Source organism: Pseudomonas imperatae (assembly GCF_057128625.1).
On the sequence record NZ_JBSKHP010000006.1, the window covers coordinates 71,905 to 98,111 of the forward strand.

The 26,207-nt window shown below is 66.6% G+C and carries 26 protein-coding genes; 14 read left to right on the forward strand and 12 right to left on the reverse strand.

Annotated features, from left to right (window positions below):
• The first annotated feature begins 70 nt into the window (after positions 1-70).
• From ACWKWX_RS09605 to ACWKWX_RS09620, 4 genes are all read left to right on the forward strand, one after another.
• Positions 71-3,133 (forward strand): PAS domain-containing hybrid sensor histidine kinase/response regulator, encoded by a 3,063-nt coding sequence (locus ACWKWX_RS09605; protein ID WP_483827613.1) that lies wholly within the window; start codon positions 71-73, stop codon positions 3,131-3,133.
• 168 nt (positions 3,134-3,301) lie between these two features.
• Entirely contained in the window at positions 3,302-4,378 is a 1,077-nt protein-coding gene (locus ACWKWX_RS09610; protein WP_483827614.1) for a hypothetical protein, read from the forward strand.
• A 1,102-nt stretch (positions 4,379-5,480) separates the two neighbouring features.
• Positions 5,481-6,080 carry a DUF1842 domain-containing protein gene (locus ACWKWX_RS09615; RefSeq protein ID WP_483827615.1) on the forward strand — a complete coding sequence of 200 codons (600 nt, stop codon included), beginning with the start codon at positions 5,481-5,483 and terminating at the stop codon, positions 6,078-6,080.
• Positions 6,081-6,095: 15 nt separating this feature from the next.
• Entirely contained in the window at positions 6,096-6,554 is a 459-nt protein-coding gene (locus tag ACWKWX_RS09620) for a DUF1842 domain-containing protein (RefSeq protein ID WP_483827616.1), read from the forward strand.
• A gap of 66 nt (positions 6,555-6,620) precedes the next feature.
• Here the strand turns inward: ACWKWX_RS09620 and ACWKWX_RS09625 are convergent, their stop codons facing one another.
• From ACWKWX_RS09625 to ACWKWX_RS09635, 3 genes are read right to left on the reverse strand one after another with little or no spacing between them, the layout of a single operon-like run.
• A complete protein-coding gene (locus ACWKWX_RS09625; RefSeq protein ID WP_483827617.1) occupies positions 6,621-6,935 on the reverse strand; it encodes an NIPSNAP family protein in 315 nt (104 codons plus the stop codon).
• Positions 6,932-8,647 (reverse strand): FAD-dependent oxidoreductase, encoded by a 1,716-nt coding sequence (locus ACWKWX_RS09630; RefSeq protein ID WP_483827618.1) that lies wholly within the window; start codon positions 8,645-8,647, stop codon positions 6,932-6,934. The genes ACWKWX_RS09625 and ACWKWX_RS09630 overlap by 4 nt, the downstream gene beginning before the upstream one ends.
• A complete protein-coding gene (locus ACWKWX_RS09635) occupies positions 8,644-9,453 on the reverse strand; it encodes an SDR family NAD(P)-dependent oxidoreductase (protein ID WP_483827619.1) in 810 nt (269 codons plus the stop codon). The genes ACWKWX_RS09630 and ACWKWX_RS09635 overlap by 4 nt, the downstream gene beginning before the upstream one ends.
• 178 nt (positions 9,454-9,631) lie before the next feature.
• Between ACWKWX_RS09635 and ACWKWX_RS09640 the strand changes: the two genes are divergently transcribed.
• From ACWKWX_RS09640 to ACWKWX_RS09650, 3 genes are all read left to right on the forward strand, one after another.
• Complete coding sequence (locus tag ACWKWX_RS09640) at positions 9,632-10,504, forward strand: helix-turn-helix domain-containing protein (RefSeq protein ID WP_416424268.1); 873 nt, start codon at positions 9,632-9,634, stop codon at positions 10,502-10,504.
• 200 nt (positions 10,505-10,704) lie between these two features.
• The gene (locus ACWKWX_RS09645) at positions 10,705-11,481 is read left to right on the forward strand and encodes an alpha/beta hydrolase (RefSeq protein WP_483827620.1); all 777 of its coding nucleotides are present in this window, start codon (positions 10,705-10,707) and stop codon (positions 11,479-11,481) included.
• 133 nt (positions 11,482-11,614) lie between these two features.
• Positions 11,615-11,887 carry a hypothetical protein gene (locus ACWKWX_RS09650; protein ID WP_476296155.1) on the forward strand — a complete coding sequence of 91 codons (273 nt, stop codon included), beginning with the start codon at positions 11,615-11,617 and terminating at the stop codon, positions 11,885-11,887.
• Between the two features lie 3 nt (positions 11,888-11,890).
• Here ACWKWX_RS09650 and ACWKWX_RS09655 read toward each other — a convergent pair whose 3' ends face one another.
• Both ACWKWX_RS09655 and ACWKWX_RS09660 read right to left on the reverse strand, forming a co-directional pair.
• Entirely contained in the window at positions 11,891-12,109 is a 219-nt protein-coding gene (locus ACWKWX_RS09655; protein ID WP_483827621.1) for a hypothetical protein, read from the reverse strand.
• A 91-nt stretch (positions 12,110-12,200) separates the two neighbouring features.
• Entirely contained in the window at positions 12,201-13,109 is a 909-nt protein-coding gene (locus tag ACWKWX_RS09660) for a LysR substrate-binding domain-containing protein (protein WP_416424264.1), read from the reverse strand.
• 181 nt (positions 13,110-13,290) lie between these two features.
• On the opposite strand from ACWKWX_RS09660, the gene ACWKWX_RS09665 reads away from it, so the two are divergent.
• From ACWKWX_RS09665 to ACWKWX_RS09680, 4 genes are read left to right on the forward strand one after another with little or no spacing between them, the layout of a single operon-like run.
• Positions 13,291-14,040: an SDR family NAD(P)-dependent oxidoreductase gene (locus ACWKWX_RS09665; RefSeq protein ID WP_473006707.1), complete on the forward strand. Its 750-nt coding sequence runs from the start codon at positions 13,291-13,293 to the stop codon at positions 14,038-14,040.
• Between the two features lie 60 nt (positions 14,041-14,100).
• Positions 14,101-15,399: an MFS transporter gene (locus ACWKWX_RS09670; RefSeq protein WP_483827622.1), complete on the forward strand. Its 1,299-nt coding sequence runs from the start codon at positions 14,101-14,103 to the stop codon at positions 15,397-15,399.
• An 18-nt stretch (positions 15,400-15,417) separates the two neighbouring features.
• Positions 15,418-16,266: a transketolase gene (locus ACWKWX_RS09675; protein ID WP_416424261.1), complete on the forward strand. Its 849-nt coding sequence runs from the start codon at positions 15,418-15,420 to the stop codon at positions 16,264-16,266.
• The gene (locus ACWKWX_RS09680; RefSeq protein ID WP_416424260.1) at positions 16,263-17,270 is read left to right on the forward strand and encodes a transketolase family protein; all 1,008 of its coding nucleotides are present in this window, start codon (positions 16,263-16,265) and stop codon (positions 17,268-17,270) included. The genes ACWKWX_RS09675 and ACWKWX_RS09680 overlap by 4 nt, the downstream gene beginning before the upstream one ends.
• A 97-nt stretch (positions 17,271-17,367) precedes the next feature.
• Here the strand turns inward: ACWKWX_RS09680 and ACWKWX_RS09685 are convergent, their stop codons facing one another.
• The 5 genes from ACWKWX_RS09685 to ACWKWX_RS09705 all read right to left on the reverse strand — a co-directional run bounded on the left by ACWKWX_RS09685 (position 17,368) and on the right by ACWKWX_RS09705 (position 20,796).
• Positions 17,368-18,267: a DNA-3-methyladenine glycosylase family protein gene (locus ACWKWX_RS09685; RefSeq protein ID WP_483827623.1), complete on the reverse strand. Its 900-nt coding sequence runs from the start codon at positions 18,265-18,267 to the stop codon at positions 17,368-17,370.
• An 8-nt stretch (positions 18,268-18,275) separates the two neighbouring features.
• Positions 18,276-18,776, reverse strand: coding sequence for an RES family NAD+ phosphorylase (locus ACWKWX_RS09690; protein WP_483827624.1), 501 nt, complete (start codon positions 18,774-18,776; stop codon positions 18,276-18,278).
• The gene (locus ACWKWX_RS09695; protein ID WP_483827625.1) at positions 18,776-19,312 is read right to left on the reverse strand and encodes an antitoxin Xre/MbcA/ParS toxin-binding domain-containing protein; all 537 of its coding nucleotides are present in this window, start codon (positions 19,310-19,312) and stop codon (positions 18,776-18,778) included. The genes ACWKWX_RS09690 and ACWKWX_RS09695 overlap by 1 nt, the downstream gene beginning before the upstream one ends.
• Positions 19,313-19,411: 99 nt before the next feature.
• A complete protein-coding gene (locus tag ACWKWX_RS09700; RefSeq protein WP_483827626.1) occupies positions 19,412-19,825 on the reverse strand; it encodes a response regulator in 414 nt (137 codons plus the stop codon).
• A 35-nt stretch (positions 19,826-19,860) separates the two neighbouring features.
• A complete protein-coding gene (locus ACWKWX_RS09705; protein WP_483827627.1) occupies positions 19,861-20,796 on the reverse strand; it encodes a LysR family transcriptional regulator in 936 nt (311 codons plus the stop codon).
• A gap of 110 nt (positions 20,797-20,906) precedes the next feature.
• On the opposite strand from ACWKWX_RS09705, the gene ACWKWX_RS09710 reads away from it, so the two are divergent.
• Positions 20,907-22,085, forward strand: coding sequence for an MFS transporter (locus ACWKWX_RS09710; protein ID WP_483827628.1), 1,179 nt, complete (start codon positions 20,907-20,909; stop codon positions 22,083-22,085).
• Between the two features lie 18 nt (positions 22,086-22,103).
• Here the strand turns inward: ACWKWX_RS09710 and ACWKWX_RS09715 are convergent, their stop codons facing one another.
• Positions 22,104-23,090, reverse strand: a complete 987-nt coding sequence (locus ACWKWX_RS09715) for a threonine dehydratase (RefSeq protein ID WP_483827629.1) — start codon at positions 23,088-23,090, stop codon at positions 22,104-22,106.
• Between the two features lie 105 nt (positions 23,091-23,195).
• Between ACWKWX_RS09715 and ACWKWX_RS09720 the strand changes: the two genes are divergently transcribed.
• Positions 23,196-23,984: a helix-turn-helix transcriptional regulator gene (locus tag ACWKWX_RS09720; protein WP_483827630.1), complete on the forward strand. Its 789-nt coding sequence runs from the start codon at positions 23,196-23,198 to the stop codon at positions 23,982-23,984.
• Between the two features lie 3 nt (positions 23,985-23,987).
• Here ACWKWX_RS09720 and ACWKWX_RS09725 read toward each other — a convergent pair whose 3' ends face one another.
• Complete coding sequence (locus ACWKWX_RS09725) at positions 23,988-24,734, reverse strand: EcsC family protein (protein ID WP_483827631.1); 747 nt, start codon at positions 24,732-24,734, stop codon at positions 23,988-23,990.
• Positions 24,735-24,921: 187 nt separating this feature from the next.
• Between ACWKWX_RS09725 and ACWKWX_RS09730 the strand changes: the two genes are divergently transcribed.
• A complete protein-coding gene (locus ACWKWX_RS09730) occupies positions 24,922-26,160 on the forward strand; it encodes a multidrug effflux MFS transporter (protein WP_483827632.1) in 1,239 nt (412 codons plus the stop codon).
• The last annotated feature ends 47 nt before the right edge of the window (positions 26,161-26,207 follow it).

A 26,207-nucleotide genomic window follows, 5' to 3' on the forward strand; every position in this document is an offset into this window, starting at 1 on the left:
CGCCACCCTGACGCGGCCTGCCGGCCGCTGCTACATTGTTAACAACGATTGCGCCGCGCAAGGGTCTACGATGGCCGCAGAGATCACCGCCGCCAGGCTGCGGAGCAACCCCGGCTGGGCCATTGCCGCCCTGGCGCTGGGGCTGGTGCTCACGGGACTGGCGGTGTGGCAGCGCCTGGACACCAACCAGCAGGAACTCGACGAAGCCGTCGCCCAGCAGGCCAATCAAATTGCCGACCGGGTGGTGGAGCGCCTGACCTTGTACCAGTACGGCCTGCGCTCCCTGCGCGGGCTGTGGCACACCGTGGGCGTCGATAGCCTCAGCCCCGCGCAGTTCGCCACCTACAACGCCACCCGCAACGTGGTGCTGGAGTTCCCCGGCGCGCTGAGCTTCGGCATCGTGCGCAAGATCTCCGCCGCCCAGGTCGCCAACTTTACCCAACAGGCCGTGCAGGAAGGCGAAACCGCGTTCACCGTGCACGGCTTCGCCCCCCACGACGGCGACGTCTACGTGATCCGCTACGTGCAGCCACCCGGCCCGCGCAACATCGCCCAGGGCCTGGACATCGCCTCCGAGCCCAACCGCCGCAAGGCCGCCGACGCCGCCTTGCTCACCGGCGAGCCGCAGCTCACCGGCCCCGTCACCCTGGTGCAGAGCGAGGGCGAGGTGCGCCGTGGCTTCCTGATGGTGATGCCGGTGTACCAGACGCCCACCCCGCCTGACGGTTACGCCCAGCGCACCGCGCAGGGCATCGGCTGGACCTACGTGTCGCTGTTGATCAGGGACGTGCTCAAGGACCTGAACTGGCACAGCGCCGGCACCCAGCTGGAAATCGCCGACATCACCGATACCTCGGCGGCCCCGCCCTTCTACGTGCAGGCACGCAGCCCCGAGGATGCAAAGGCCGTGGCCAGCTCCAGCATCGAACGGCAACTGTTCGGCCGCACCTGGCACATCACCCTCACGGTGTTCCCACCGTTCGTTCGCCAACTGCACCCTACCCCGCCCGGGCTGATCCTGGCCCTGGGCCTGCTCAGCAGCCTGCTGCTGGCCCTGCTGGTGCAACTGCTGCGCCAGCGCCTGCTGCGCGACATCACCGAGCAGAAAGCCCACCACGCCAGGACGCAACAATTGGCCCAGGTGCTGGAAAGCGAGGTCAACCAACGCACCCAGGCGCTGCAGAGCCTGGACCTGCTGCTGAAAAACATCCTCGACGCCGCCACCGGCGTGTCGATCATTGCCACCGACCCCAACCGTATCATCCGTGTGTTCAACCGCGGCGCCGAGCGCATGCTGGGCTACAGTGCCGAGGACGTCATCGGCCGCTTCACCCCGGAGCTGATGCACGACCCCGAAGAGTTGCGCGCCCAGAACCAGCAGATGGCCGCCCGCTACGGCGGCGAGTTCAGCGGCATCGACGGCTACGTCGCGCAAACCCGCAACCAGGCCGAGCCGTCGGTGTTCCAGTGCCATTACCGGCGCAAGGACGGCAGCTACCTGCTGGTGCACCTGGTAGTGACGGTGATGCGCGACCACACCCAGGCCATCACCGGCTACCTGGGCTTCGCCATCGACGTCAGTGCCCAGCGCGAGCTGGAAATCAACCTGCAGAAGGCCAAGGTCGAGGCCGACAAGGCCAACATGGCCAAGTCCGCGTTCCTGGCCAGCATGAGCCACGAGATCCGCACGCCCATGAACGCCGTGCTGGGCATGCTGCAACTGGCCGCGCAGTCGGGCCTGAACGCCGACCAGCAGGACTTCGTCAGCCGCGCCCAGACCGCCGCCACGCTGTTGCTGGGGCTGCTCAATGACATCCTCGACTATTCCAAGATCGAGGCCGGCAAGCTGCAGGTCGACGAGCACCCGTTCAACCTCGAAGAGCTGCTGCGCGACCTGGGCGTGGTGCTGTCCGGCAACCAGCCGCACAACGACGTCGAACTGATGTTCGACATCGACCCGCAACTGCCCCTGGGCCTGATCGGCGACAGCCTGCGCCTGCAACAGGTGCTGATCAACCTGGCCGGCAACGCGCTGAAATTCACCTCGGCCGGCCAGGTGGTCATCAGCGTGCGCCAGGTGCGCCGCAGCGCCAGCCGCGTGGGCATCGAGTTCGCCGTGGCCGACAGCGGCATCGGCATGGACGCCGAACAGTTGGCGCGGATTTTCCAGGCGTTCAGCCAGGGCGATGCCTCCACCGCGCGCAAGTTCGGCGGCTCAGGGCTGGGGCTGTTGATCTGCAAACGGCTCACCGACCTGATGGGCAGCGACCTGCGGGTGGACAGCGAACCGGGCCTGGGCAGCCGCTTCTGGTTCGAACTGGGCCTGGCCATCGACCCGGCGCAACAGCCTGCCAGCCCGTTGCCGCCGTTGCAGGTGCTGCTGGTCGACGACAACCCCCTGGCCGGCGCTTTGCTCAAGCGCAACCTGGAAGGCCTGGGTTGGGCGGCCGAGCGCATCACCCGCCTGGACCAGGGGTTCACCCAGGCGTTCGATGTGCTGGTGGTGGATTGGCGGCTGCTGGAGGCGCAGCCGCCCCAGGCGTTGGGCCCGCTGAAGGCCATCGAACAACTGGTGGTGCTGGTGACCGCCTTCAGCCGCGACGCCGCCACCCAGGCCTTGCACGGCGCCGGGCTGCGGCCACCGCTGCTGCTGACCAAACCCCTGACCCCGCGCCAGCTGGCCAGGCACCTGGCCGACCTGCGCCCGGCGCCCAGCCAGCCCCCGGCAAAACCTGCCACCGCCCCTGCCCGGCCCAAACGCCTGGCCGGCCTGCGCCTGCTGCTGGTGGAAGACAACGCGGTAAACCAGATGGTCGCTGCCGGCCTGCTCAAGGCCGAGGGCGCCAACGTCGACCTGGCCGACTGCGGCATGGCCGGGGTGGAGCGCGCCCTGCACGCCCAGCCGCCCTACGACCTGGTGCTGATGGACCTGCGCATGCCCGACATCGACGGCCAGGAAGCCACCCGCCGCATCCGCCAGGCCATCCCGGCCGACCAGCTGCCCATCGTCGCCATGACCGCCAACGTCTCCGAGCAAGACCGCGAACAGTGCCTGGCGGCGGGGATGAATGAACACGTGGGCAAGCCGATCAATCTGGAGCGGTTGGTGGAAGTTATTCGCAGGTTCAGGTGAAGTAGGCCTGGGAAAACAGCTCTCCTGGCCCCGTTGTTTAGATGCTCAAGGGGCAATACGATGCCGAATACAACTCCGCCGCCGTTGATACTCGGTATATTGTTCAGTAAAAACACCCCATAGCGGTCGAAGCAAACCCACACAATGGACAACCGCAGAGGAGCAACAATGAATTCCCCACTACCGCAGGCACCCGTGGAGCGTCCAGATAGCGCAACTGCATTTTACGTCAGGAATGAAGGGCTGTTGATAAAGGGGGCTCCGCTGCTGATAGGGTTCTTGATTTTTTTCCTTTATTTTGCCGAAAATAGCTTTTTCCCGTCGACAGACCTTTTTGGGCTTGCATCACTTATGTTGTCCGCCTTTATTGTAGGCGCGGGAATACTAGCAATTGCGATCTTGGGGCTTTGGCTTCCTACCTGGATGTGGACAACTACTATCTTGGGCGATTCAAGTATATGGCAAAAACTGAACAGCGGTAAAAAAGCGAATGTCGGGGACCAACACGTCGCTCTTGGCTTAATCATCGCTTATTTTGTCTTCCCCTGCCTGCTAACCTCAATTGCGTGGATCGCAGCAACCTATCTATTTTTTTCTGGCATTTCCTCGACATTCACCTTGGCATTATTTCTTTTGGTCGGGACGGCGACCGCCACGATAATTGCCCGGACCTATAAAATTTCTTGGCGCAAGCTGCCTTCTCTCATAGCAGGCGTTGGAATTCCAATAGGGCTATATGGACTGATAGCAACTGTAGTAACACTGCAGCTCTACAAACATGTTGCAACATCAGGAACTCAACTTGAGCTCGCTTGCGCTCTTGCAATAAGCTGCGCATTCACGTGGATGGTCGTGTCAGCATATGCCATCACCCACAAGATGCATTGGAAGCTATCACTTTCGCTCAAACTGTTTTTTGCCTTGGTGATCGCAATTCCGAGCAATATGTACAGAGAAGTTCCAGACTTTATAGTAAACCTTCTGGGCGCCGGCAACTATGAAGCAACAAGCCTGCTCCTGTCCGACAGTCAATGCAAAACACTGACAAACAAATACCCAGACATCGAGAAATGCACACTGGACAACGTCCATGTTATTTGGGGCTTGGGAGATACGCTCAAGATTCGGGTCGCACTTCACAATTTTATATCCGGAGATTTTCTGACCTACCCCTGCACCGCGCGAACTAGATGCCTGAATGATTTGACCATCGCAAAGGACGGGGTCACCTCGATCGTACGTTAGCGGACAGAGGGGTTGAACTCCCTACTCCTCCCCGGTAACCTCCCCGCCGTCGCTGCACATCAGCGACCAGCTTTGACAGGCTGAATGAACACATGACGCGTCAGCGTCCAATACACGACCTCCGGCATTCTTTGCGGTGGCCTCGTGCAATGGCGGCTGTGTGTGGGGCATCTTCGGATGCGCCGGGTTCTTGTGTTCCTCGGTCTGTCAACCTACGCACAGCTGCCACCCAATCCCGATTGACAGCGGGGTGTGGCAGATTTCATCTGACACAGGAGCTTTACCATGGACACCCCAACATCCGATTTACCCCCGACCTTAACGACTAGCACCTTGCCCTTCGGGCCATGTGACGCGGACCAGACGCCTTTTTTCATTGTGCGTGAGGGCCTGCCTGCCGACGACGTGTTGGCCCATGTTTCCTTGTTGCTGAAATGCGCAATGGAAACAGGCTATGGGCTATGTGAAGGACCGACGCCTGAACGCGGGTTGCTTTGGTCAACCCTCCACTCCGTAGATGCGGCTAAGGCGTTGGTAGATTCGCTGCTCGTACGCGCGGACTGATTTGCGGCAATACCTGCCATGGTCGGGTCCGACTGTGGCAGGAACAAGTTCCAAATCAACGCCGATGCCGGTGCGTTCATGACACTTCCCCTTCCTCGGCCAGGTCCAACCGCTGTAGCCGCTGCCGAAGGCTGCGCTGGCCCTGATCTGCGCTGGAGACTTCCGGTGTAAGGGCGGGCCAGCGCAGCCTACGGCAGCGGCTACGAAGCAGTTTGCTTCACCGCTTGTGCGATTCGTCGCCCCACTGAATTCCGCATAACGTTATTCTTATTTCTGCAATAATCAACCACCTGTCGGCACTCCACCGATTTCATCTGCACGCCTGAAAACCGGTGCTTAACTGAGGAAGCCACCGGGCAGGTGGCACGACTTGCACCCCAAGATGCGGAGCCGAACAACCCGTAATCATTAGGCCAACACCTAAACGCCAGGCGCCACGGCGAACGGTTTCGTGCCTGCGGGCTTCGCGCTCCACCCACCGTCTGCCTTGTGACTAACGCAACTTGATCCTTAACCATTGCTTGCATTGGAGGCAACAATGTCTGAATCAACTCTGCACACCGTCGTTGGGCTTTTCCCCGTTTCCCTGGATGTGGGCACCCACAAGCCTGGTGCCCAGCAGCTGCAGCTGGACCTGCTGGTGAACACCCCGCGCCGCGTGCTGACCGGCGCCGCCACCCTGACCCAGGCCATCAACCCGCCGCTGGACCTGCATGTGCAGGTCGCAGGCGACTACACCTACCTGGGCCTGATTCCACCGACCGATGCGCGCATCCTGCTGACCCTGCAGGGCCGCAAGGCGGGCCAGGGGCCGACGGCGCCGATCATCTTCAAGGCGCAGCTGGTGCTGGAGCCGAACTGGCAGGTCGGCGTTGCCAGCTACTCGTATGAGGTCAACGGCCAGTGGCATTCGGTCGAGCAGGTACCGGTGAAAGTGGACTCCCAGCGCATCCGCGAACGCGGCCATGTCGACCAGGCCGCGCGCTTCCACCAGGCCACGGTGGAAGCCGCCATTGCCGGCGGCGACCTGGTGCAGCTCAAGCGCCTGGCCGGCGACCATGCGGGCGCGGCCTTGCACAGCGCCATCGACCAGAACAAGGCGGCTGCCAGCAAACCCGCCAAATCCGCCAAAGCCTGAGCAAGGAGCACTGACATGGCTAACGCTATCGGTCTGTTTCATACCCGCCTCAACGTGCGCAGACCCATCCTGGGTGCGCCGGAGCTGACCCTGGACCTGGTGGTCAACACGGTGACCCGCCAGGTGTTTGGCAGCGCCCGCATCACCCAGCCCACCCACCCAGTGCGCGAATTCCACGCCGACCTGTGGGGCGAGTTCGCCGAGCTGCCGTTCGGACCAGGCGGCGTCAACCAGCTCAGCCTGCACCTGGACGGCAACCCCAGCGGCCGCACCAGCGAGCTGGCCGAGACCTTCCACCTGCAGGCGCTGCTGGCCGGCGACTGGGCCCAGGGCAACGCCAGCTACCGGTTCTTCGACAACGGCCACTGGACCAACCTGGCCAGCGTGCCGGTGCGCCAGGCGCCGGACGTGGCCTTGCAGACGGCTGCCAACGAGCGGTTGCATGAGGTGATTCGGCAGTTGGAATCGGCTTAGGGCCAGGACGCGGCCTGCGGCAGCTGCTACGAAAACGCGGTCCTGTAGCAGCGGCCGCAGGCCGCGTCACTTCAGGCAGGCAAACGCCACCGGCCGGATGATCCGCGTTTCCTGCGCCACCACCAGGTGCCGCGTGGCCTGCAAATAGGCAGCAAACTCCACATCCCCATCACGCGCCAGGCTGCGGCGCTCGAAATCGGCCAAATCCTCATAGCCCCACAGGTGCACCACCTGGTTCAGCGGGCCGATGCTGCTGGTGTAGAACGCCAACGGCCGCCCCAGGTGCCGCAGCAGGATCGGCATCGCCAGGCGCTCGAATACTTCCAGAAACTCGGGCATGCCCCGCGGCACGATGGTATAGACGCGATGGTCGACGATCATGCTGGCTGCTCCTCTACCTGTTTCTGCAACATCCCCGCCAGGTGCCGCCCGGTGATGTAGCCGAAGGTCATGATCGGCCCCAGGGTGATGCCGGCGCCGGGGTAGTTGCCACCCATGATGCTGGCGCGGTCGTTGCCCACCGCATACAGGCCTTCGATGGGCCGGTCGCTGGCGTCCAGCACCTCGCCCACCACGCTGGTACGCAGGCCGTCGAAGGTACCCAGGTCGCCCATCAGGGTTTTCACCGCGTAATAGGGCCCGTCGCCAATGGGCGCCACGCAGGGGTTGGGGCGTTGCTGGGGGTCGGCCAGGTAGCGGTTGAACGTGGTGCTGCCACGGCCGAACGCTTCGTCGCGACCTTGGGCGGCGCCACGGTTGTAGCTGGCGACGGTGCGCGCCAGGCCCTCGGCGTCGATGCCGGCCTTGCCGGCCAGCTGCGCCAGGGTAAGGCCCTTGAACAGGTAGCCCTGGCGAATCAGCTTGCCCAGGGGCATGGGCGAGGGCTTGGCGTAGCCCAGGCCGTACTTGCCCAGGGTCTTCGCGTCGCACACCAGCCACATGGCCGTGTCGCTGCGTGCGGCGTCATTGGCGATCATGGCCTCGCCGACGTCGTGGTAACTGTTGGCCTCGTTGGTGAAGCGCTGGCCGCTGGCGTCCACGCCGATCACCCCGGGCTTGTAGCGGTCCAGCAGGTGCGGGAACGCAGTGAAACGGCCCTTGCCCTTCGGCACCTTCGACACCGGCATCCACGCGGCGGCGGCTTGCAGGCGAATGTCCACGCGCCCGCCCACGGCTTCGGCCAGGCGCGCGCCGTCGCCGGTGTTGCTGTCGGGCACCGGCGAGAAGTGCTCGCCGCCGCGCTTGACGTGGGGGTAGGCCTCGCGCAGCCGCTGGCGGTCGTGGGAGAAGCCGCCGCCGGCCAGCACCACCGCGCGGCGCGCGTGCAGGCGGCATTCGCCCTGGGCGCTGGTGGCGAGCAGGCCGGTGATGCGGCCCTGGTCCTTGAGCAACTGCCGCGCCGCAGTGCCGGTGAGAATCGGAATGCCCAGGTCCAACGCCGACTTGGCCAACCGCGCGGCCAGGGCGTTGCCGCTGGTGACCTGGGTGCCGCGGCGGTACAGCAACATCTCCTTGAGGTGGGTGGCCAGGCGCCGGGCCACGTAGACGAACGAGGTCAGCGAGCGCGTGGCGTTGAAGAAGTGCTTGAGGTCGGCGTTGGACGAATTGAACATCATGCCGATGAAGGTGATGGTTTTCAGTGGCGGGCGCAGGCGCGCCATGTCGGCGCCCAGCTGGCGGATGTCGAACGGCGCGGCGAGGATCGAGCGGCCCACGTCGAGGCCGCCCGGGGCGTCGGGGTGGTAGTCGGGGTACAGGGTGGGGACGAACTGCACGGCGGTCTCGCGCTGGAAGAAATCGACCATCTGCGGGCCGTGCGCCAGGAAGGCTTCGATGGCCGCGTCGTTATAGAAGGCCCCGGCCTGGTCGCGCAAGTAAGTGCGCGCCAGCGCCAGGCTATCGTTGGCCTGCTGGGCCTTGCCCAGGCGGTTGTTGGGTATCCACAGCACACCGCCGGAGAACGCCGTGGTGCCGCCGAAGCAGTCGGCCTTCTCGATGACCACCACGTCCAGGCCGGCCTTCTTCGCCGTGATGGCGGTGCTCAGCCCCCCTGCTCCGGCGCCTACCACCACTACGTCGCAGGTCCGGTTCATGGCCGTGCCCCTTCGAAGCCTGGGCGTGGCAACAGGGCCATGGGCATGCTTTCGAAGCCGCCGTCCACCAGCAGTTCGGCGCCGTTGATGTAGCTGGCGCGCTGGCTGGCCAGGAACAGCACGGCGTCGGCAATGTCCTGGGGCTCGCCGATGCGCCGGCTGGCGGTCATGGCGCTGCGCTGTTGTTCCACCTGCGGGTCGGCGTAGAACGCCGCCGATAGCGGCGTGCGGATCAGCCCCGGGCACACCGCGTTGCTGCGCACGCCGCGCGCACCCCACTCTACCGCCAGCTGGCGCGACAGCATGCTCACCCCCGCCTTGGCGGTGCTGTAGGCGCCGCTCCAGGGTTGCGGCGCGTGGGCGGCAATGGACGCGACATGGATGATGCTGCCGCTGCCTTGGGCCAGCATCGGCTGGCCGAACGCCTGGGCGCACAGCAGGTAGCCGCTGAGGTTCACCGCCAGCACCTGGTTCCAGTGTGCCAGGCTGATGTCTTCCAGGCGGCCGGGACGCATCACGCTGGCGTTGTTGACCAGCACGTCGCAACGGCCATGGCTGGCCAGCACCTGGGCGGCGGCCTGGCGCACGCTGGCGGCATCGCTGATGTCGCAGGCCAGGGCGCTGGCCGCGCCGCCCAGGGTGGCGGCCAGGGATTGGCAGGTGTCCAGGTCAAGGTCCAGCAGCACCAGGGTGGCGCCCTGGGCGGCCAGTTCGCGGGCCACTATGGCGCCAATGCCACCGGCGGCGCCGGTGACCACGCAGACGCGTGAGGCCAGGTTGAGCCAGTCATTGTTCTTGTTGTGCATGGTTTTCTCCAACGGGCGCCGCGACAGGCGGCGCTTCCACAGGCCACAGGGTAGGCCTGGCGCCCACCGGGCTTGAATGGACAAAACCTGCAAAGGCCGGCACATGCCGATCAAACTACGCCGCCCGCCACGACGCTGTGGCACAGTAGCGGTGCCCATAACAACAACACCTGACACCATGGCCGCCATTCCCAACTACGCCCTGTACGGCGAGCGCATGCAGCCGATCTGGCATGACGCGCTGCACGTCGAATCAATTTCCCTGCGCTCCGGCGCGCACCACTGGGAGATCGCCCCCCACCGCCATGAAGGCCTGTTGCAGCTGCTGTACCTGCAACACGGCAGCGGCCAACTGCGTTTCGACGGCCAGGTGCTGCGCGTGCAGGCGCCCTGCGCCATCATCGTGCCGGCGCCTATCGTGCATGGCTTCAGCTGGGACGGCGCGGTGGAGGGCCAGGTGATCACGGCCGTGCAGACCCTGCTGCAGGCCATGGCCGACGCCGTGTCGGCGCCGCTGGCGGCACGGCTGCTGCAGGCACAGGTGGTGGACCTGCCCACCTGGCCCGCCGCAGCCGACCCGCTGCTGCCCCTGTTCACCAGCCTGCGCGATGAGTACCACAACCGCGCCAGCGACCACGTGGCCTGCAGCATGGGCCTGCTGCTGGGCCTGCTGGTGCAGGTGCTGCGCCACGGCCGCTGCCCGCAGGGCGTGGACGAGGCGCCGGCGTCGCGGCGCTCGCAGCAGATGGTGCGGTTTCGCGAACTGGTCGACATGCACTTCCGCCAGCACCGGCCGCTGCAGGCCTATGCCCGGGAGCTGGGCATGACCCTGGTGACCCTGGGGCGCCTGTGCCAGGAGCACCTGGGCATGCCGCCCATGGCGCTGATCAACGCCCGGCTGGTGCTGGAGGCCCGGCGCGAGCTGGCCTATTCCAGCCTGAGCATCAAGGCCATCGGCCATGGGTTGGGGTTCAACGACGTGGCGTACTTCAGCCGCTTCTTCCGCAAGCACACGGGGCTGTCGCCCAGCCAATACCGCGAGCAGACGTAGCAGCAACTGTCTTGTGGGAGCTGGCTTGCCAGCGAGCTTTTATGGCCCCAACAGCTCGCTGGCAAGCCAGCTCCCACAGGATGTAGCAGCGGCCGATGGCCGCGTCCAAGGCGCTGCGGGGTGCCAGGCGGACCGCGTTTGTAGCCGGACGCCGCCTGCGGCAGCTGCTACGGTAAGTGGGGGAAGGTTGGGGGTGTTGCATGGTGCTGCGTAGAGGGTTTCGCTTGTTCGGGGGCATTGTGTTCGGCGGCCTGCTGCTTTATCTGGCGCTATGCGCGGCCTTGCTGGTGTTCCAGCGGGCGCTGATCTATCACCCGCAACCCAACGAGGGCGATACGCCCGCCTCGCTCATGGCGTTCACGGTGGACGGCGTGCGCCTGCAAGCCTCGGTGCGCCCCCATGACGGGCCTGACGCGGTGCTGTACCTGGGTGGCAACGCCGAGGACGTGTCGCTGAACCTCGCTGACTTCTCGGCAACTTTCGCCGACCAGGCGCTGTACCTGCTGCATTACCGCGGCTTCGGCGGCAGCGGCGGCTCGCCCACCCAGGCCGCGTTGCAGGCCGATGCGCTGGCGCTGTATGACCTGGTTGCTGCCGGCCACCCCCACGTGACGGTGATCGGCCGCAGCCTGGGCAGCGCCGTGGCGGTGTACCTGGCCAGCCAGCGGCCGGTGGCGCGGCTGGTGCTGGTGACGCCGTTCAACAGCCTGGCGGAGCTGGCCAGCCAGCGCTTCGCGCTGTTCCCGGTGCAGTGGATGCTCAAGGACCGCTTCGACTCATGGCGCTACGCCCCCCAGGTCAGCGCCCCTACCCGCCTGGTGGCGGCCGCCGACGACAGCTTGGTGCCGCGGGCCAGCACCGAGCGGCTGTACGCGCATTTCGCCCCGGGCGTGGCGACGCTGCAGTTCATCCCGGCCTGCGACCACAACAGCATCTCCGACAGCCCGGCGTATCTGCCGGCGCTGAAGGCTCGCTGAAACCCTGACGCGGCCTGGGGCCACTGCTACGTTGATCCGTGTCACATTAGTGAAATATACAAGGCTTACCATGGCGCAGATGACTGCTATATGACAGTTTGAAGACAGCTGACCACTGACACAGGGAGTGACCATGGAATCGTCTCTAGACGCGCTTCGCCAGCAGATCCAGCAAGCCGAACCGGTGCTCAAGCGCCTGGACGTGGCCATGGAGAACCTGACGTTCGACCCGCTGCAGCCCGCCAGCGTTGACGCTGCCAACGCCACCGTCTCCCACCTGATCGCCACCTTGCTGGCCGGGTTTGAACACAACCCCATCCTCGGCCCCCTGGCCAATGACCTTGAAGCCCAGTACCTGGAAGGCATCCGCCTGAAAGTACGTGCGGCCCGCGCCCAGGCGGCCTGACGCCTAGCCCTTCACCCGCGCCAGCCCGGCCTTGAGCCGGGCAATCTCGTTGCTGTCGCTGCCGTGCATGGTCACCAGCGCAGCGATGCGCTGGCGGCATGCCCGCAGTTCGGCATTGGTTTCATCCAGCTCGTTGGCCAGCAGCGTGCATTGATGTTCCAGCAATTCCAGGTGGGACGGAAAGGGTTCGAAACCAGTGGCGTCTACGAGGTCGTTTGTCATGAGCATGGGGCACCAACGGGGTGGAGTACAAATGTTCTCCGCGCAGAATAACCGCAACCACTGGATGCATCAACAGTGTTTCGTCGGCACTTCAATACGCAAACGCGTGCCCCAGCTCCTGCTCCATCCACGCCAGGAAGCGCCGCACCCGCGGAAAGCTGGAGTGTGCGCGCGGAAACACCAGGTGATGGGCCGCCACCGGCGCGCTGAGTGACGCCGGCGTCACCGCCACCAACGCCCCCGAGGCCAGGTATTTCTGCGCCAGCAAGGTGCTTTCCAGGGCAAAGCCCAGGCCCAGGCTGGCCGCCTCCAGGGTCATGTACGAGCGGTCGAAGCTCAGCGCATAAGGCTTCTCCGGCAGCGCCAGGCCGTGCTGGGCGAACCATTCGGGCCAGGTCAGCAAGGTCGAGGCCGACAGGATCAGGTCGCTGCCCAGCAGGTCGGCGGCCTGCCGCACCGGGTGGCGGGCCAGCAGCGCCGGCGCCGCCAGCACCGCCACCGACTCGTCGCGCACGGTGCGCACCTCGTAGCTGGGCCAGGCGGGCCGGCCGTGGCGAATGTCGACGTCGATCTTGTCGCGGCTGAAATGCAGCGCCTCGTAGGAGCACGACAGGTTGATCTGGATGTCCGGGTGGCTCTGGCGGAACGCCTCCAGGCGCGGCATCAGCCACAGCAGGCCGAAGCTGGGCGAGGCATGCAGGCGCAGGCAGTCGATGCTGACGTCGCTGGCCGCCCGCTCAGTGGCCACCGCCAGGGTCTGCAGAATGCCGGAGACCTCCTTGAGGTACTGCTCGCCCACGGGTGTCAGGTGCACGCCACGGGCGCCACGGGTAAACAGCTGGCGGCCGATCAAGGCTTCCAGGTTGGCCAGCTGGTGGCTGACCGCCGAGGGCGTCAGGTCCAGCACCTCGGCGGCCCTGGCCACGCTGCCGAAGCGCGCGGTCTGTTCGAAGGCCTGAATTGCTTTCAGGGGTGGCAGTGGCGGCATGACCGGGGACATGGCGGATCCTTGCGCGTGGGTCTTGTTATTGATGGCTTCATTCAAGCACCGCTGGCCGCGAGTGCTGAATTTTTTTCAGCCACCGATGATGTTTAGCGCATTGCTCAGGGCCGCCGCCCGGCACAAGCTGAGTCATCGGTTGAGCACAACCGACCCATAACAACAATCAGAGGGACTGCACATGTTGCTCAAAGACAAGGTTGTCATCATCACCGGCGCCGCCTCCGCCCGTGGCATCGGCCGCGCCACCGCCACCACCTTCGCCGCCCAGGGCGCGCGGGTGGTGATCCTTGACCTGGACGCCGCCGCTGCCCGCGACGCCGCCGCCACCCTGGGCGAAGGCCACCTAGGCCTGGCCGCCAACGTTGCCGACGAAGGCCAGGTCAACCAGGCCGTGGGCCAGGTGCTGGAGCAGTTCGGGCGCATCGACGTGCTGGTCAACAACGCCGGCATCACCCAGCCGCTGAAGACCCTGGACATTCGCGGCAGCGACTACGACAAGGTGCTGGACGTGAGCCTGCGCGGCACCCTGCTGATGTCCCAGGCGGTGATTCCGGCAATGCGCCGCCAGGGCGCGGGCAGCATCGTCTGCATGTCCTCGGTGTCGGCCCAGCGCGGCGGCGGCATCTTCGGCGGCCCGCACTACAGCGCCGCCAAGGCCGGCGTGCTGGGCCTGGCCCGGGCCATGGCGCGGGAGCTGGGCCCGGACAAGGTGCGCGTCAATTCCATCGCCCCCGGGCTGATCCACACCGACATCACCGGCGGCCTGCTGCAGGACGAGCGCCGCCAGGCCATTCTCGACGGCATCCCCCTGGGCCGCCTGGGCCAGGCGCAGGACGTGGCCAACGCCGCGCTGTTCCTGGCCAGCGACCTGTCTTCCTACCTGACGGGCATCACCCTGGACGTGAACGGCGGCATGCTCATTCATTGAGCCACCCACGCTGGCCCTGGTGCCAGCGTTGTTCTTATAACAACAAGAGAACAGACCATCATGACCACTCTATCGCTCGACGCGGTGGTGTCCGTGCGCTCCAACGCCTATCGCAAGACGGCGTGGCGGCTGATGCCGTTCCTGATGCTGTGCTACCTGTGCGCCTACCTTGACCGGGTCAACGTCGGCTTCGCCAAACTGCAGATGATGAACGACCTGGCCTTGAGCGAGGCGGTCTACGGCCTGGGCGCCGGCATGTTCTTCATCGGCTATTTCCTCTGCGAGGTACCCAGCAACCTCATCCTCCACCGCGTGGGTGCGCGCCGCTGGATCGCGCGCATCATGATTTCGTGGGGCGTCATCTCCGCCCTGTTCGCCTTCGTCGAGACCGCCTGGCAGTTCTACGGCCTGCGTTTCCTGTTGGGCATCGCCGAGGCGGGCCTGGCGCCGGGGCTACTGCTGTACATGACCTACTGGTTCCCCTCGTACCGGCGGGCGCGCATGACCGTGCTGTGGTTCGTGGCCATTCCGTTGTCGGGCATGCTCGGCGGGCCGCTGTCGGGGCTGATCATGGCCAAATTCGCCGGCGTGCATGGCTGGGCCGGCTGGCAGTGGCTGTTCGTCATCGAGGCCATCCCCACCGTGGTGGTCGGGCTGCTGGTGCTGACCTGCCTGAAGGACGGCGTGGCCCAGGCCACCTGGCTGCGCGACGATGAAAAGGAGTTGGTGCGCCAGGAACTGGCCGAGGACAACAGCCGCAAGGTCAGCCATGCCTCGGTGGGCGCGTTCCTGCGCGACAGGCGCCTGTGGCTGCTGGCCGGCATCTACTTCTGCGTGGTCATGGGCCAGTATGCCCTGACGTTCTGGCTGCCCACGCTGATCCGCAACGCCGGGGTCGCCGACCCGCTGCACATCGGCCTGATGACCAGCCTGCCGTACCTGTGCGCCATCGCCGCCATGCTGCTGATGGGCCGCAGCAGCGACCGCCAGGGCGAGCGGCGCTGGCACCTGATAGTGCCGATGCTGGCCGGCGCCGTGGGGCTGGCGCTGGCGGCGCTGCTGGGCAGCAACCTGCTGCTGTCGGTGCTCAGCCTGTGCCTGGCGGCCGCCGGGGTGCTGAGCGCGTCCTCGCTGTTCTGGATGCTGCCTACCACCCTGCTGGGCGGGGTGTCGGCGGCGGCCGGTATCGCCGGCATCAACAGCTTCGCCAACCTGGCCGGCTTCTGCTCGCCCTACCTGATCGGCTGGGTCACCACCCGCACCGGGTCCAGCGCCATCGGCATGTACCTGATCACCGCCGTGCTGTGCCTGGGCGCCTGGCTGGTGCTGCGCGTTCCGGCCGCTTCGGTCAACCGTTGAAACCATGGAGTCTTGATCATGACAGCTACTTCCGCACACCCATCCAGCGTGCCCCTGGCACAACGCGCGTACAACATCCGCCAGCACGCCCTGCGCATGGGCCAGGTGCAGGGCCAGGGCTACGTGGGCCAGGCCCTGGGCGCCGCCGACCTGCTGGCCGTGGCCTACTTCCACGCCCTGCGCTACCAGCCCCACGACCCGCACTGGGAGCAGCGCGACCGCTTCTACCTGTCCATCGGCCACTACGCCATTGCCCTGTACGCCGCGCTGATCGAGGCGCAGGTCATTCCCCTGGATGAGCTGGAAACCTACGGCTGCGACGACAGCCGCCTGCCCATGTCGGGCATGGCCGCCTACACCCCTGGCATGGAAATCACCGGCGGTTCGCTGGGCCACGGCCTGGGCATCGCAGTGGGCGCCTGCCTGGGCCTCAAGCGCAAGCAGTCGGCTTCGTTCGTCTACAACCTGCTGTCCGACGGCGAGCTGAACGAGGGCTCGACCTGGGAGGCGGCCATGTCGGCCTCGCACCGCAAGCTCGACAACCTGATCGCCATCATCGACGTCAACAACCAGCAGGCCGACGGCCACAGCAGCGAGATCCTCGCCTTCGAGCCCATCGTCGACCGCTGGCAGGCGTTCGGCTGGTTCGTGCAGCGCGTCGACGGCAACGACCTCGACGCCCTGGTGCAGGCCTTCGACACCGCCCGCAGCCACACCGGCGCGCAGCCGCGGGTGATCATCTGCGACACCCGGATGGGCAAGGGCGTTAGTTTCCTGGAGCAGCGCGAGAAAACCCATTTCATCCGCGTCGACGAACACGAATGGCAAGTGGCCCTGGACACCCTCGAGCACGGGAGCAGCAAATGAACAGCATCAACCAGACCCCAGCGGGCAAGAAGCGCCTGACCACCTCGGCGATGATCGCCTCCATTGCCGCCGAGGGCCAGCCGGTGCGCCCGGCGCCGTTTGGCCACGCCCTGGCGGCGCTGGCCGAGCAGCGCGCCGACATCGTCGGCTTGTCGGCCGACCTGTCCAAGTACACCGACCTGCACGTCTTCGCCAAGGCCCACCCCCAGCGCTTCTACCAGATGGGCATGGCCGAGCAGCTGCTGATGAGCGCCGCGGCCGGCATGGCCCGCGAAGGCTTCGTGCCGTTCGCCACCACCTACGCGGTGTTTGCCGCGCGCCGGGCCTATGACTTCATCTGCATGGCCATTGCCGAGGAGAACCTCAACGTCAAGATCGTCTGCGCCCTGCCCGGCCTGACCACCGGCTACGGCCCCAGCCACCAGGCCACCGACGACCTGGCGATCTTCCGGGCCATGCCCAACCTGATGGTCATCGACCCCTGCGACGCCTTGGAGATCGAACAGGCCGTGCCGGCCATCGCCGCCCATCAGGGCCCGGTGTACATGCGCCTGCTGCGCGGCAACGTGCCGCTGGTGCTGGATGAGTACGGCTATACGTTCGAGATCGGCAAGGCCAAGACCCTGCGCACCGGCAACGACGTGCTGATGATCAGCACCGGGTTGATGACCATGCGCACCCTGGAGGCGGCCGAACAGCTGCGCGCCGACGGCATCGACGTGGCGGTGCTGCACGTGCCCACCATCAAGCCGCTGGACGCGCAGACGATTCTGGCCGAGGCGCGCAAGCCAGGCAGGCTGGTGGTGACGGCCGAGAACCATTCGATTGTCGGTGGCCTGGGCGAAGCCGTGGCCGGGTTGTTGATGCGCAATGGTGTGACCCCGACGTTCCGGCAGATCGCCCTGCCCGACGCGTTCTTGGACGCGGGGGCGCTGCCGACCTTGCATGACCGTTATGGCATATCCACGAGTGCGGTGTGCGCGCAGGTGAAGGGCTGGTTGTAGGCGGCGCGTTCGGACGCGGCCTTGCGGCCGCTGCTACAGATGGATTCGCGTAGCAGCTGCCGCAGGCTGCGTCTGGTATCACGCGATGCCAAGGATGCTACCCACCCTTGGCCATCCCCGCGCTATCGGCGATCTCGTTCCACAGGTGCATCGCCGCATACGCCCGCCACGGCCGCCAGGTCTCGGTGTCAAGCGGCGCCTCGCGGCGGGCAATGGCCTGCATCAGCACCAGGTCCGTGCCGGGCCAGGCATCGGCGTCGCGCCAGGCGCGCATGGCCACGTATTCCACCGTCCAGGGGCCAATGCCCTTCAGGGCCAGCAGGCCCTTGCGCAGGGCCGGAACGTCCGGCGTCGCCGCATCGATATCCAGCACCCCCTCCGCCACCGCACGGGCAAACGCCTGCAGGGTCTCCACGCGCTTGCCGGGCATGCCGATCTTCTCCAGGTTGGCGTCCGCCAGGGCCGCCGGCGTGGGGAACAGCCAGGCCGTGTCGGGGTGGAACGGCGCCTGGGCCGGCGCACCGGCGCGCTGCACCAGGCGCCCGACGATGGTGGTGGCCGCCTTGACGCTGACCTGCTGGCCAACAATGGTGCGCACCACCAGCTCAAAGCCCGACCAGGCCCCGGGAATACGCAGGCCCGGCGCCTGGGCGACCAGGCGGCGCAGCCAGGGGTCGCGGTCGAACGCCTCGCGCAGGTGCTGCGGGTTGGTGTGCAGGTCGAACAGGTGGCCGAACCTGGGCGCCATGTCCACCAGGAAACGGCTGGCTTCGCCTTCCACCCTGGCGATCAGGCAGGGGCGCGTGGGGTCCTTGCGCACCGTGAGCAGCCCTGGCGCGTCTTGCCAATGCAGGGTGCGGATATAACGGTCGCCGTCCACGGTCTCGACGCCACCGGTGGAACGGCCGCCGAAGAAGCGCAGCATGCGCGCCCAGTCGAAGGGTGGGGTGAAGGGTAGTTCCAGCTCATCGGCAGGGGTGCCTGCGGTGATTTTCATTCAGGGCCTCAGCAACGTTCGGCAGGGTCAAGGCGCCCGTCCAGGGCGAAGGGTTCCTGCAACACGACTTCGTGCAGGCCGGCGGCCAGCGCAGGGTTCATCAGCAGGTTCCAGCTGTGCCGGGACACACTGGACGGCACCACCACGAACGGATGCTGGCCCAGCAGTTGCGCGCCGAACTGCTGCTGGCTGCGGCTGGGCGTGCCCGGCACCAGCCAGTTGGGGTTGGGCAAGGCGTGGGGTTCGAGCACATGCACGGCCGAGGCATCCAGCACCCGCACCTGGGTGAGCACGTGGGCCTTGCTGTCCAGCGCCGCGAAGCCCTTGTGCACCGCCACCTCGAGAATGGCCGTGGCCGGGTCGAGGCTGGCGTATACCGTGGCCAGGCCCTTGGGGTTCCAGCGCCCGCCGCCGCGTTCGGCGCCCAGCCCGGTGCGCCAGCCAGGGGCGTGCCGGGCGGCGTCCAGCCGCCAGAAGTGTATTTCACCGCTCAGTGGATGCCTGGGCATCAATACACTCCGTAGTCCATGCGGGTGAGGAAGTCGTTCACCAGTTCAACGCCTACCGCGTTGGCGATGAGGCCCAGCGGCGCTTCGCCGTCCAGGCCCCGCGCCGGCTGCACCAGCCACTGCTCGGCCAGCGCACGCGAGCCCAGCACGTCGGTGGCCTTTTCCATGATTTCGGCGTAGTACAAGGCCCGCGTGCTCTGCTCGGCGGATAACGCCCGGGCCGGCTCCTGCAGGCGGCGCGCCAGGGTGCGATCCGAGGCGCCGATGATCTTCGCCAGCACGCCACCGCGCCGGAAGGCCTCGCTGGTGTTGACCATGTGCAGCACGTCCGCCAGGGGGAAGCCCGCCTGCACCGCGTGGTAGACCGCCATGCGGTCGTCGCCCCTGCCCTTCAGCAGGTAATCCACCAAGGGGCCTTCCACCGTTTCACCAAGGCCATAGACGGCAGCCTGCTCGCGGGTTTCGATAGGTGGGCGGCGCTTGGTTTTCCGGGGCTCGGGCTTGTGCCCGGTGTTGTCGCTGGCTGCGGCGTTCATGGTGCCTCCTGCAATCTTGCCAATTGGCATATAACTTACTGCCAAATGGCCAAGGTCGCCAGGCTGCTTGTATTGCCAGAAATGTGTAACAGTGGGTCGTCAGCCGACCTTGTGAATGGCAACGCCTGGCTGCAAGGTCTGGGCGATGGCCACCACCAGCGCATCGATGGACCAGGGCTTGAGCAGGTAGACCAATGGCGGCGGCAAGCCGGAGACGTCGAGCAAATAGCCCGAGGTCAACACAAAGCCGGTGCCCGGCCATTTCTGCTGCACCATGGCAGCCAGCTCCATGCCCTTGATGCTGCCAGGCACGCCGTGATCGGCAATCACCAGCCCACAGTTCGCCACGGGGCTGAGCATGTGCACCAAGGCGTCCTCGGCGTTGTCGAAGGCGATGCACGAAGCCCCCAGTTCGACGACGATGTCCACCATCAACTGCCGCAAGGTGGGGTCATCCTCGACAACGACCACCTCGCCCTGGATCGGCTGCAGCCCTTTCCATTGGATATTCACGGCGTGCTCTTCTTCCCCTTCAAACCCCGAGTGTTTCACCCTTGAGAGTAGCGGTCGATGGTAGCCGAAGGCCAGTGGACCGGCGGCTCACCCACCGTCAATGCCACGTGTTCACTGAGGTAATCCACCAGCGCCCGCACCTTGGGCGACGGGTGTTTGCTGGCCGGCCACAGTACGTGGAAGACATTGGTCTGCTGCACATGGTCAACCAGAATCGGGCGCAGGCTACCGGCGGCCAAGGCGTCGCGGATGGCGAACTCGGGCAGGTAGGCGATGCCAAGGCCGCGCAGGGCAAAGCACACGCGGGTCTCGATGTTGTTGCAGATCATCGACACCGGCAACTGCACCTGCTCGGCATCGCGCAGTGCCCAGGTCTCCAGTTTGCCGCTGGTGGTGGAGCGGTAATGCAGACAGGTGTGCCCTTGCAGGTCGGCTGGCGCTTGGGGGGTGCCATGGCGTGCCAGGTAGTCAGGGGACGCTACCAGCAGCAGGCGGAAGGTTCCCAGCCTGCGCGCTGAAAGCCGTGAGTCGGCAGGCTCACCGGTACGGATCACGGCGTCGAAGCCGTCCTCGATCACGTCGACCAGGCGGTCGGTGAAGTCCAGGTCCAGTTCGATGGCCGGATACTGCGCCATGAAGTCGCCGAGCACCGGCAGCATCAGCGGGCTGACCAGGGGCAGGCTGACCCGCAGGCGGCCACGGGGTGCAGCGGCGGCTTGGGACAGCTCCCACTGCGCGGCCTCGATTTCGGCGAGGATGCGCCGGCTGCGCTCCAGGAACATCGCCCCTTCGGGCGTCAGGGTGACGCTGCGGGTGCTGCGGTGGAACAGCCGCACCGCCAGCTTTTTCTCCAGGCGCACCACCGTCTTGCCCACCGCCGAGGCCGACACCCCCAGCAGCCGGCCCGCCGCCACGAAGCTGCGGGTTTCGGCGACCTGCACAAACACCGCGAAACTGTTCAGGCTGTCCATCGCGCTCCCATTGCGGACGTTTGTGTCCGTGCAAACCGGAACCTTACCCTACTTTTTCCACAGTCCTGGACTTTCTATCGTGGGCCTCTCTTCATAAAGGACGCTCACCCATGCCCTCCACTCCCCCTGAAAAACTGCCGCTGGCGGCGCTCTTGGCCATGGCGATGGCCGGTTTCATCACCATCGTCACCGAAGCCCTGCCGGCCGGCCTGCTGCCGCAGATCGCCGCCGGGATGCAAATCCCGCCAACCTGGGCGGGGCAAATGATCACTGTGTATGCCTTGGGCTCGTTGTTGGCGGCGATCCCGCTGACCGCGGCGACCCAAGGGCTGCGCCGCCGGCCGCTGCTGTTGGCGGCGATCGCCGGGTTCGCCGTGGCCAATACCATTACGGCCGTGTCCGCCAGTTACCCGCTGAGCCTGGTGGCACGCCTGCTGGCGGGTGTCTCGGCGGGGTTGTTGTGGGCGCTGCTGGCCGGCTATGCGGCGCGGTTGGTGCCAGCGCACCAGCAAGGCCGAGCGATTGCCGTGGCCATGGCCGGCGCGCCGGTGGCGTTGTCCCTGGGGCTGCCCCTGGGTACCTGGCTGGGCAACCTGCTGGGCTGGCGCCTGTGCTTTGGCTTGATCAGCGTGCTGACGCTGCTGCTGATGGCCTGGGTGCGCCTGCGCGTGCCGGATTTCCCCGGCACGCCGGCGGGCAAGCGTTTCGCCTTGCGCGACGTCGTGAAAATGCCCGGTGTGCGGCCTGTACTGGTGGTCGTGCTGGCGTTCGTACTGGCCCACAACATTCTCTACACCTACATCGCGCCGTTTCTGCAACTGGCACACTTGCAAGCGCGCACCGACAGCGTGCTGCTGGTGTTCGGCCTGGCCTCGATGGCGGGCATCTGGGGTGTGGGCATGCTGATCGACCAGCACCTGCGTCCGTTGACCCTGGCCAGCACCGCGCTGTTCGCCGGTGCGGCCCTGCTGTTGGGGCTGGCCGGCAGCCAACCGTTGGCGGTGTACGCCGCCGTCGCCATCTGGGGCCTGGGCTTCGGCGGCGCAGCCACGCTGTTCCAGACTGCCCTGGCGAAAACCGCGGGCGCCGCCACCGATGTCGCGCAGTCCATGCTGGTGACGGCGTGGAACGCGGCCATTGCGGGCGGCGGCATCGTGGGTGGGCTGTTGCTGGACGGTTATGGCGCCGGGGCGTTTCCCGGTGCGGTGCTGGTGTTGCTGCTGGCGACCTTTGGCGTGGTCTGGGGCGCGCGGCAACAGGGTTTCCCTGGCGCTGCGCGGTTCTCGTAGCAGCGGCCGCAGGCCGCGTCAGCGGTGGCGCGGGACGCCGCCTTCGGCAGCTGCTACGAGGCTCATATAGACTGATCTGTCTATGTTGCCGCCGGAGAGGATCACTGCCACGCGTTTGCCTTGCATCGCCTCGCGTTCCTGCATCAGCGCGGCCAGGGCCGCGGCGCCGGCGCCTTCGGCGAGGTTGTGGGTGTCGGTGTAGTAGACGTTCACGGCGTCGGCGAGCTGTTGCTCGGTGACGGCGACGAAGCGTTCTGCACCCGCCGCGTACATCGCGAACGCCTCGGCGATCGGCTTGCGCACGGCCAGGCCGTCGGCGAAGGTGTTGGCGGTGGCCGTCTCCTGGACGGTGCCGCTGTCGAAGGAGCACTTGGCCGCCGCCGCTTCGCTGGCCACCACACCCACCACTCGGGTGTTCAACCCCAGCGCGTCACGGGCGGCGATGACCGCGCAGATCCCCGAGCCGCAGCCCACCGGCACATACAGGGTGTGCAGGTCCGGCACTGCGTTGAACAGCTCCAGGGCGTAGGTGGCCACGCCCTTCACCAGTTCATCGTGGAACGGCGGCACCAGGAACAGGCCTTCGCGCTGGGCCAGGCGCGCCGCTTCCTCGCGGGCCTCGTCGAAGTCGCGGCCGTATTCCACCACCTCGCCACCGAAGGCACGCATGGCGCTGTTCTTCTCCAGCGAATTGCCGAACGGCACCACGATCAGCGCCCGCAGCCCGGCCGCGCGGGCCGCCAGCGCCAGGCTCTGGCCGTGGTTGCCGCGGGTGGCGGTGACGATGCCGGCGGTGTCGGGATGGGCCTGCTTGAGCCAGTGCATGAAGGTGATGCCGCCGCGCACCTTGAAGGCGCCGGTGGGCGTGTGGTTCTCGTGCTTCACCCACACCTCGCAGCCCAGCCGCTGGGCCAGCAGCGGCCAGGCGTACTGGGCGGTGGCGGGCATCACCGGGTAGACCTGGCGGGCGGCGGCTTCGATATCGTGGCGGGTCAGCGTGAGCATGGGACAGTCCTCCTGGGTTTCCCCCACTGTAGAGGGCACGGCCGCGCACAGGCTTTCAAAAAACTGACCTGACCTTTTGGCCGCACTTTGCGTAGGATGACCGGCATGACCCAGCCATTACGCCCGTCCCCTGCCAGCGAACCGGTCCGCCGCGCCGAAGCCGGGCCGTGGGCGATCGAATTGCTGCCGGCCAATGCCTATGACGCGCGCTATGTCGCCAGCCAATCGGCGATCGGCTTCGCCTTCGACAGCCAGCGCGGCGTGCACGCCATCGGCAGCGACCGGGTGCGCCCCTTCCTGGCCACGCCCAACGGCCTGGCGTTCGTGCCGGCCGGCTGCGACGTGTATTCCACCTCGGCGCGCGGCGGCGAATACCTGCGCGTGGTGCGCACCGATGGCCTGCCGCTGGCCGGCGCGCAGCCGTTCAACAACCGCAACGACCGCCAGGCCACGGCGCTGGCCCTGGGCATGCGCCGGGCGTTGCTGCGGGCCTCGTCCACTGATGAGTGGGAAGCCTGGGCGCTGGCCCTGGCGGCGCGCGCAGCCGGTGAGGCGCTGCCTGCTGCCCACGGCGACGCCATGACCGCGCGGCGCCTGGGCCTGTTGGATGAATTCATCGACGCCGGCCTTGACGGGCCTTTGAGTGTGCAGGCCATGGCCGCGCTGCTGGGGCTGTCGGAAGGCTATTTCCTCCGTGCGTTCAAGCAGGCCACCGGCCAGAGCCCCCACAGCTACCTGATCGACCGACGCCTGGCACGGGCGCGTGAGCTGCTGCGTGACCGCCGCGCGCGGCTGGCCGATATCGCCCTGGCTTGTGGCTTCGCCTCCCAGGCGCACCTGGCCACGGCGTTCAAGCAGCGCCTGGGCCTGAGCCCCAGCGCGCTGCGGGGTTGAGCCTCAGCCCTGGCGCGGCAAGGCCTGGTAGGCTTGCTGCACCGCGTCATGGCCGTAGCGCCGCTCTAGCTGGCGCACCATGAAGTGCCCGCGGGCCATGTCCTGGAAGTGATCGATGAACGCCAGGTTGATCAGCGAGCCGCCCACCGCGCCAAGCGCCGGAATCGCCTGGGCCGCGGCCTTTTCGCCGACGTTGACGCTGAAGCGCTCGGCAATGGCGCTGATCAGCTTGATGATCGAACCATCGCTCAACGACTTCGCCAAGGCCGCGCGCACGGTGTAGTAGCCGGTTTCCGACTCGTCATCGCTGGCCGAGCGGCCGCCCAGCGCGAACACCGCCAGGCACGCCTGCTTGGCCTCTTCGCTGTCGATGCGTTCGCCGTGGCTGCGGGCGATGTCGGCGATGGAGCGCAGCATGATCGAGGTCGACAGCGGCAGCTCGACGCTCAGCCCGGCGAAGCCGAAGAAACCGCCCACCCCGCCGCTGACAGCGATGCCCGCCTTGTGCCACAAGTTGGAGGACTTCTCGCCCGGCACGTCCTTGAGGGTGAACACCGCGGCGTCCAGCGCCTTGACCAGCGCCGAGCGGGTCACCGTGGCGATTTGCCGGGTGACGCTGCCCGGCAGGTGCCGCAGCGCCGCCTCCACCGGCATGCCGATGATGCTGGTGACCTTGGCGACGAAACCAGGGTTTTCCAGCAGGTTCTTCGCCACTTGCAGTTGGGCGAGGTCTTCGGGGGCAAGGTTCATGGCAGTACTCATCTCGAAGTTGCAGGCACCGTAGCCGCTGCCGCCAGGCTGCGCTGGCCCTCGGCGGCGCTGATTACCCCCAGTGTACACAAGGCCCGGCGCAGAGCTGCGCAAGCCGCTACAGGTTTCATTTTGCCTTGGCCTGCGCGTTCGCTAGGATCAGGGATTGGCCCGACGAGACCCTGCGATGAGCACATCCCACGCCCCCTGGCGCTACATCCTGCTGCTGGGCGCCTGCACTGCCCTGCCGCCGTTGTCCACCGACATGGCGCTGCCGGCCATCAGCCAGGTGGGCAGCGCGTTGCACAGCGACTCCGCCGCGGCGGCGCAGACCATTACCCTGTTCATCCTCGGCTTTGTGCTCGGCCCGCTGCTGTTCGGGCCGCTGTCCGACCGCCTGGGCCGGCGGCCGATCCTGTTTGCCGGGCTGGCGGTGTTCGCCCTGGCCGGCCTTGCTTGCGCGCTGGCCCCGAGCATGCCCGTGCTGCTGGCCAGCCGCCTGCTGCAAGGCGCGGCGGCGGGTGCGGCGGCAGCCATGCCCATCGCCATCGTACGTGATGCCTTCACAGGCACCCAGGGCCGCTCGCTGCAAAGCGCGCTGGTGGCCATCAACAACGTCGCGCCGCTGCTGGCCCCGCTGCTGGGCGCCGGCATCCTCAGCCTGGGCAGCTGGCGCAGCATTTATGCGACCCTGGCGCTGGCCGGCGTGGCCTTGCTGGTGAGCGCCAGGCTGTCTTTGCAGGAATCCCACCCGCCGGCCAAACGCAGCGCCCAGCCGCTGATCGCCACCTACCGCCAGGTGCTGCGCAACCGCCGTTTCGTGGTGTGTGCGCTGATCCTGGCGCTGAACTTCGCCGGCCTGTTCGCCTACATCACCGCCTCGCCGCTGGTGTTCATGGACGCCCTGGGCCTGAGCAGCAAGGGCTTTGCCGTGCTGTTCGCAGTGACCGCGCTGGGCACCCTGGGCGGCTCGTGGCTGAACGGGCGGCTGATTCGCAGCGGCTGGGGCGAGGCGCGCATCATTGGCCTGAGCCTGCTCGCCAGCCTGGGCTGCAGCCTGGGGCTGGTGCTGTGCAGCGCGTTCGCCAGCGCGCCGATGCTGCAACTGGCGGCCCTGGTGGTGCTGAGCAATGTGTGCACCGGGCTGGTGATGCCCAACGCCACCCACGCCTCGCTGGAAGACCTGCACCAGGTGGCCGGCTCCGGCGCCGCGTTGCTGCGGGCGATGCAGATGGCCGGTGGCGCGGCCTCGGGCTTCCTGGTCGGCTTGCTGTACGACGGCCATTCGGCCCACGCCATGGCCGGGGTGATGCTCGGTTGCTCGGTGCTGGCGCTGCTGTGCTTTGCCGCTGGCTACGGGGCTATCAATCAGGTCGATAGTCCAAATCTGCCTGATCGATTACCCCTTGAGCGCGAACCTTCATAAGCTGCCTGCATTCCATTTGCCAACGGACGACGCCGCCATGAATGTTC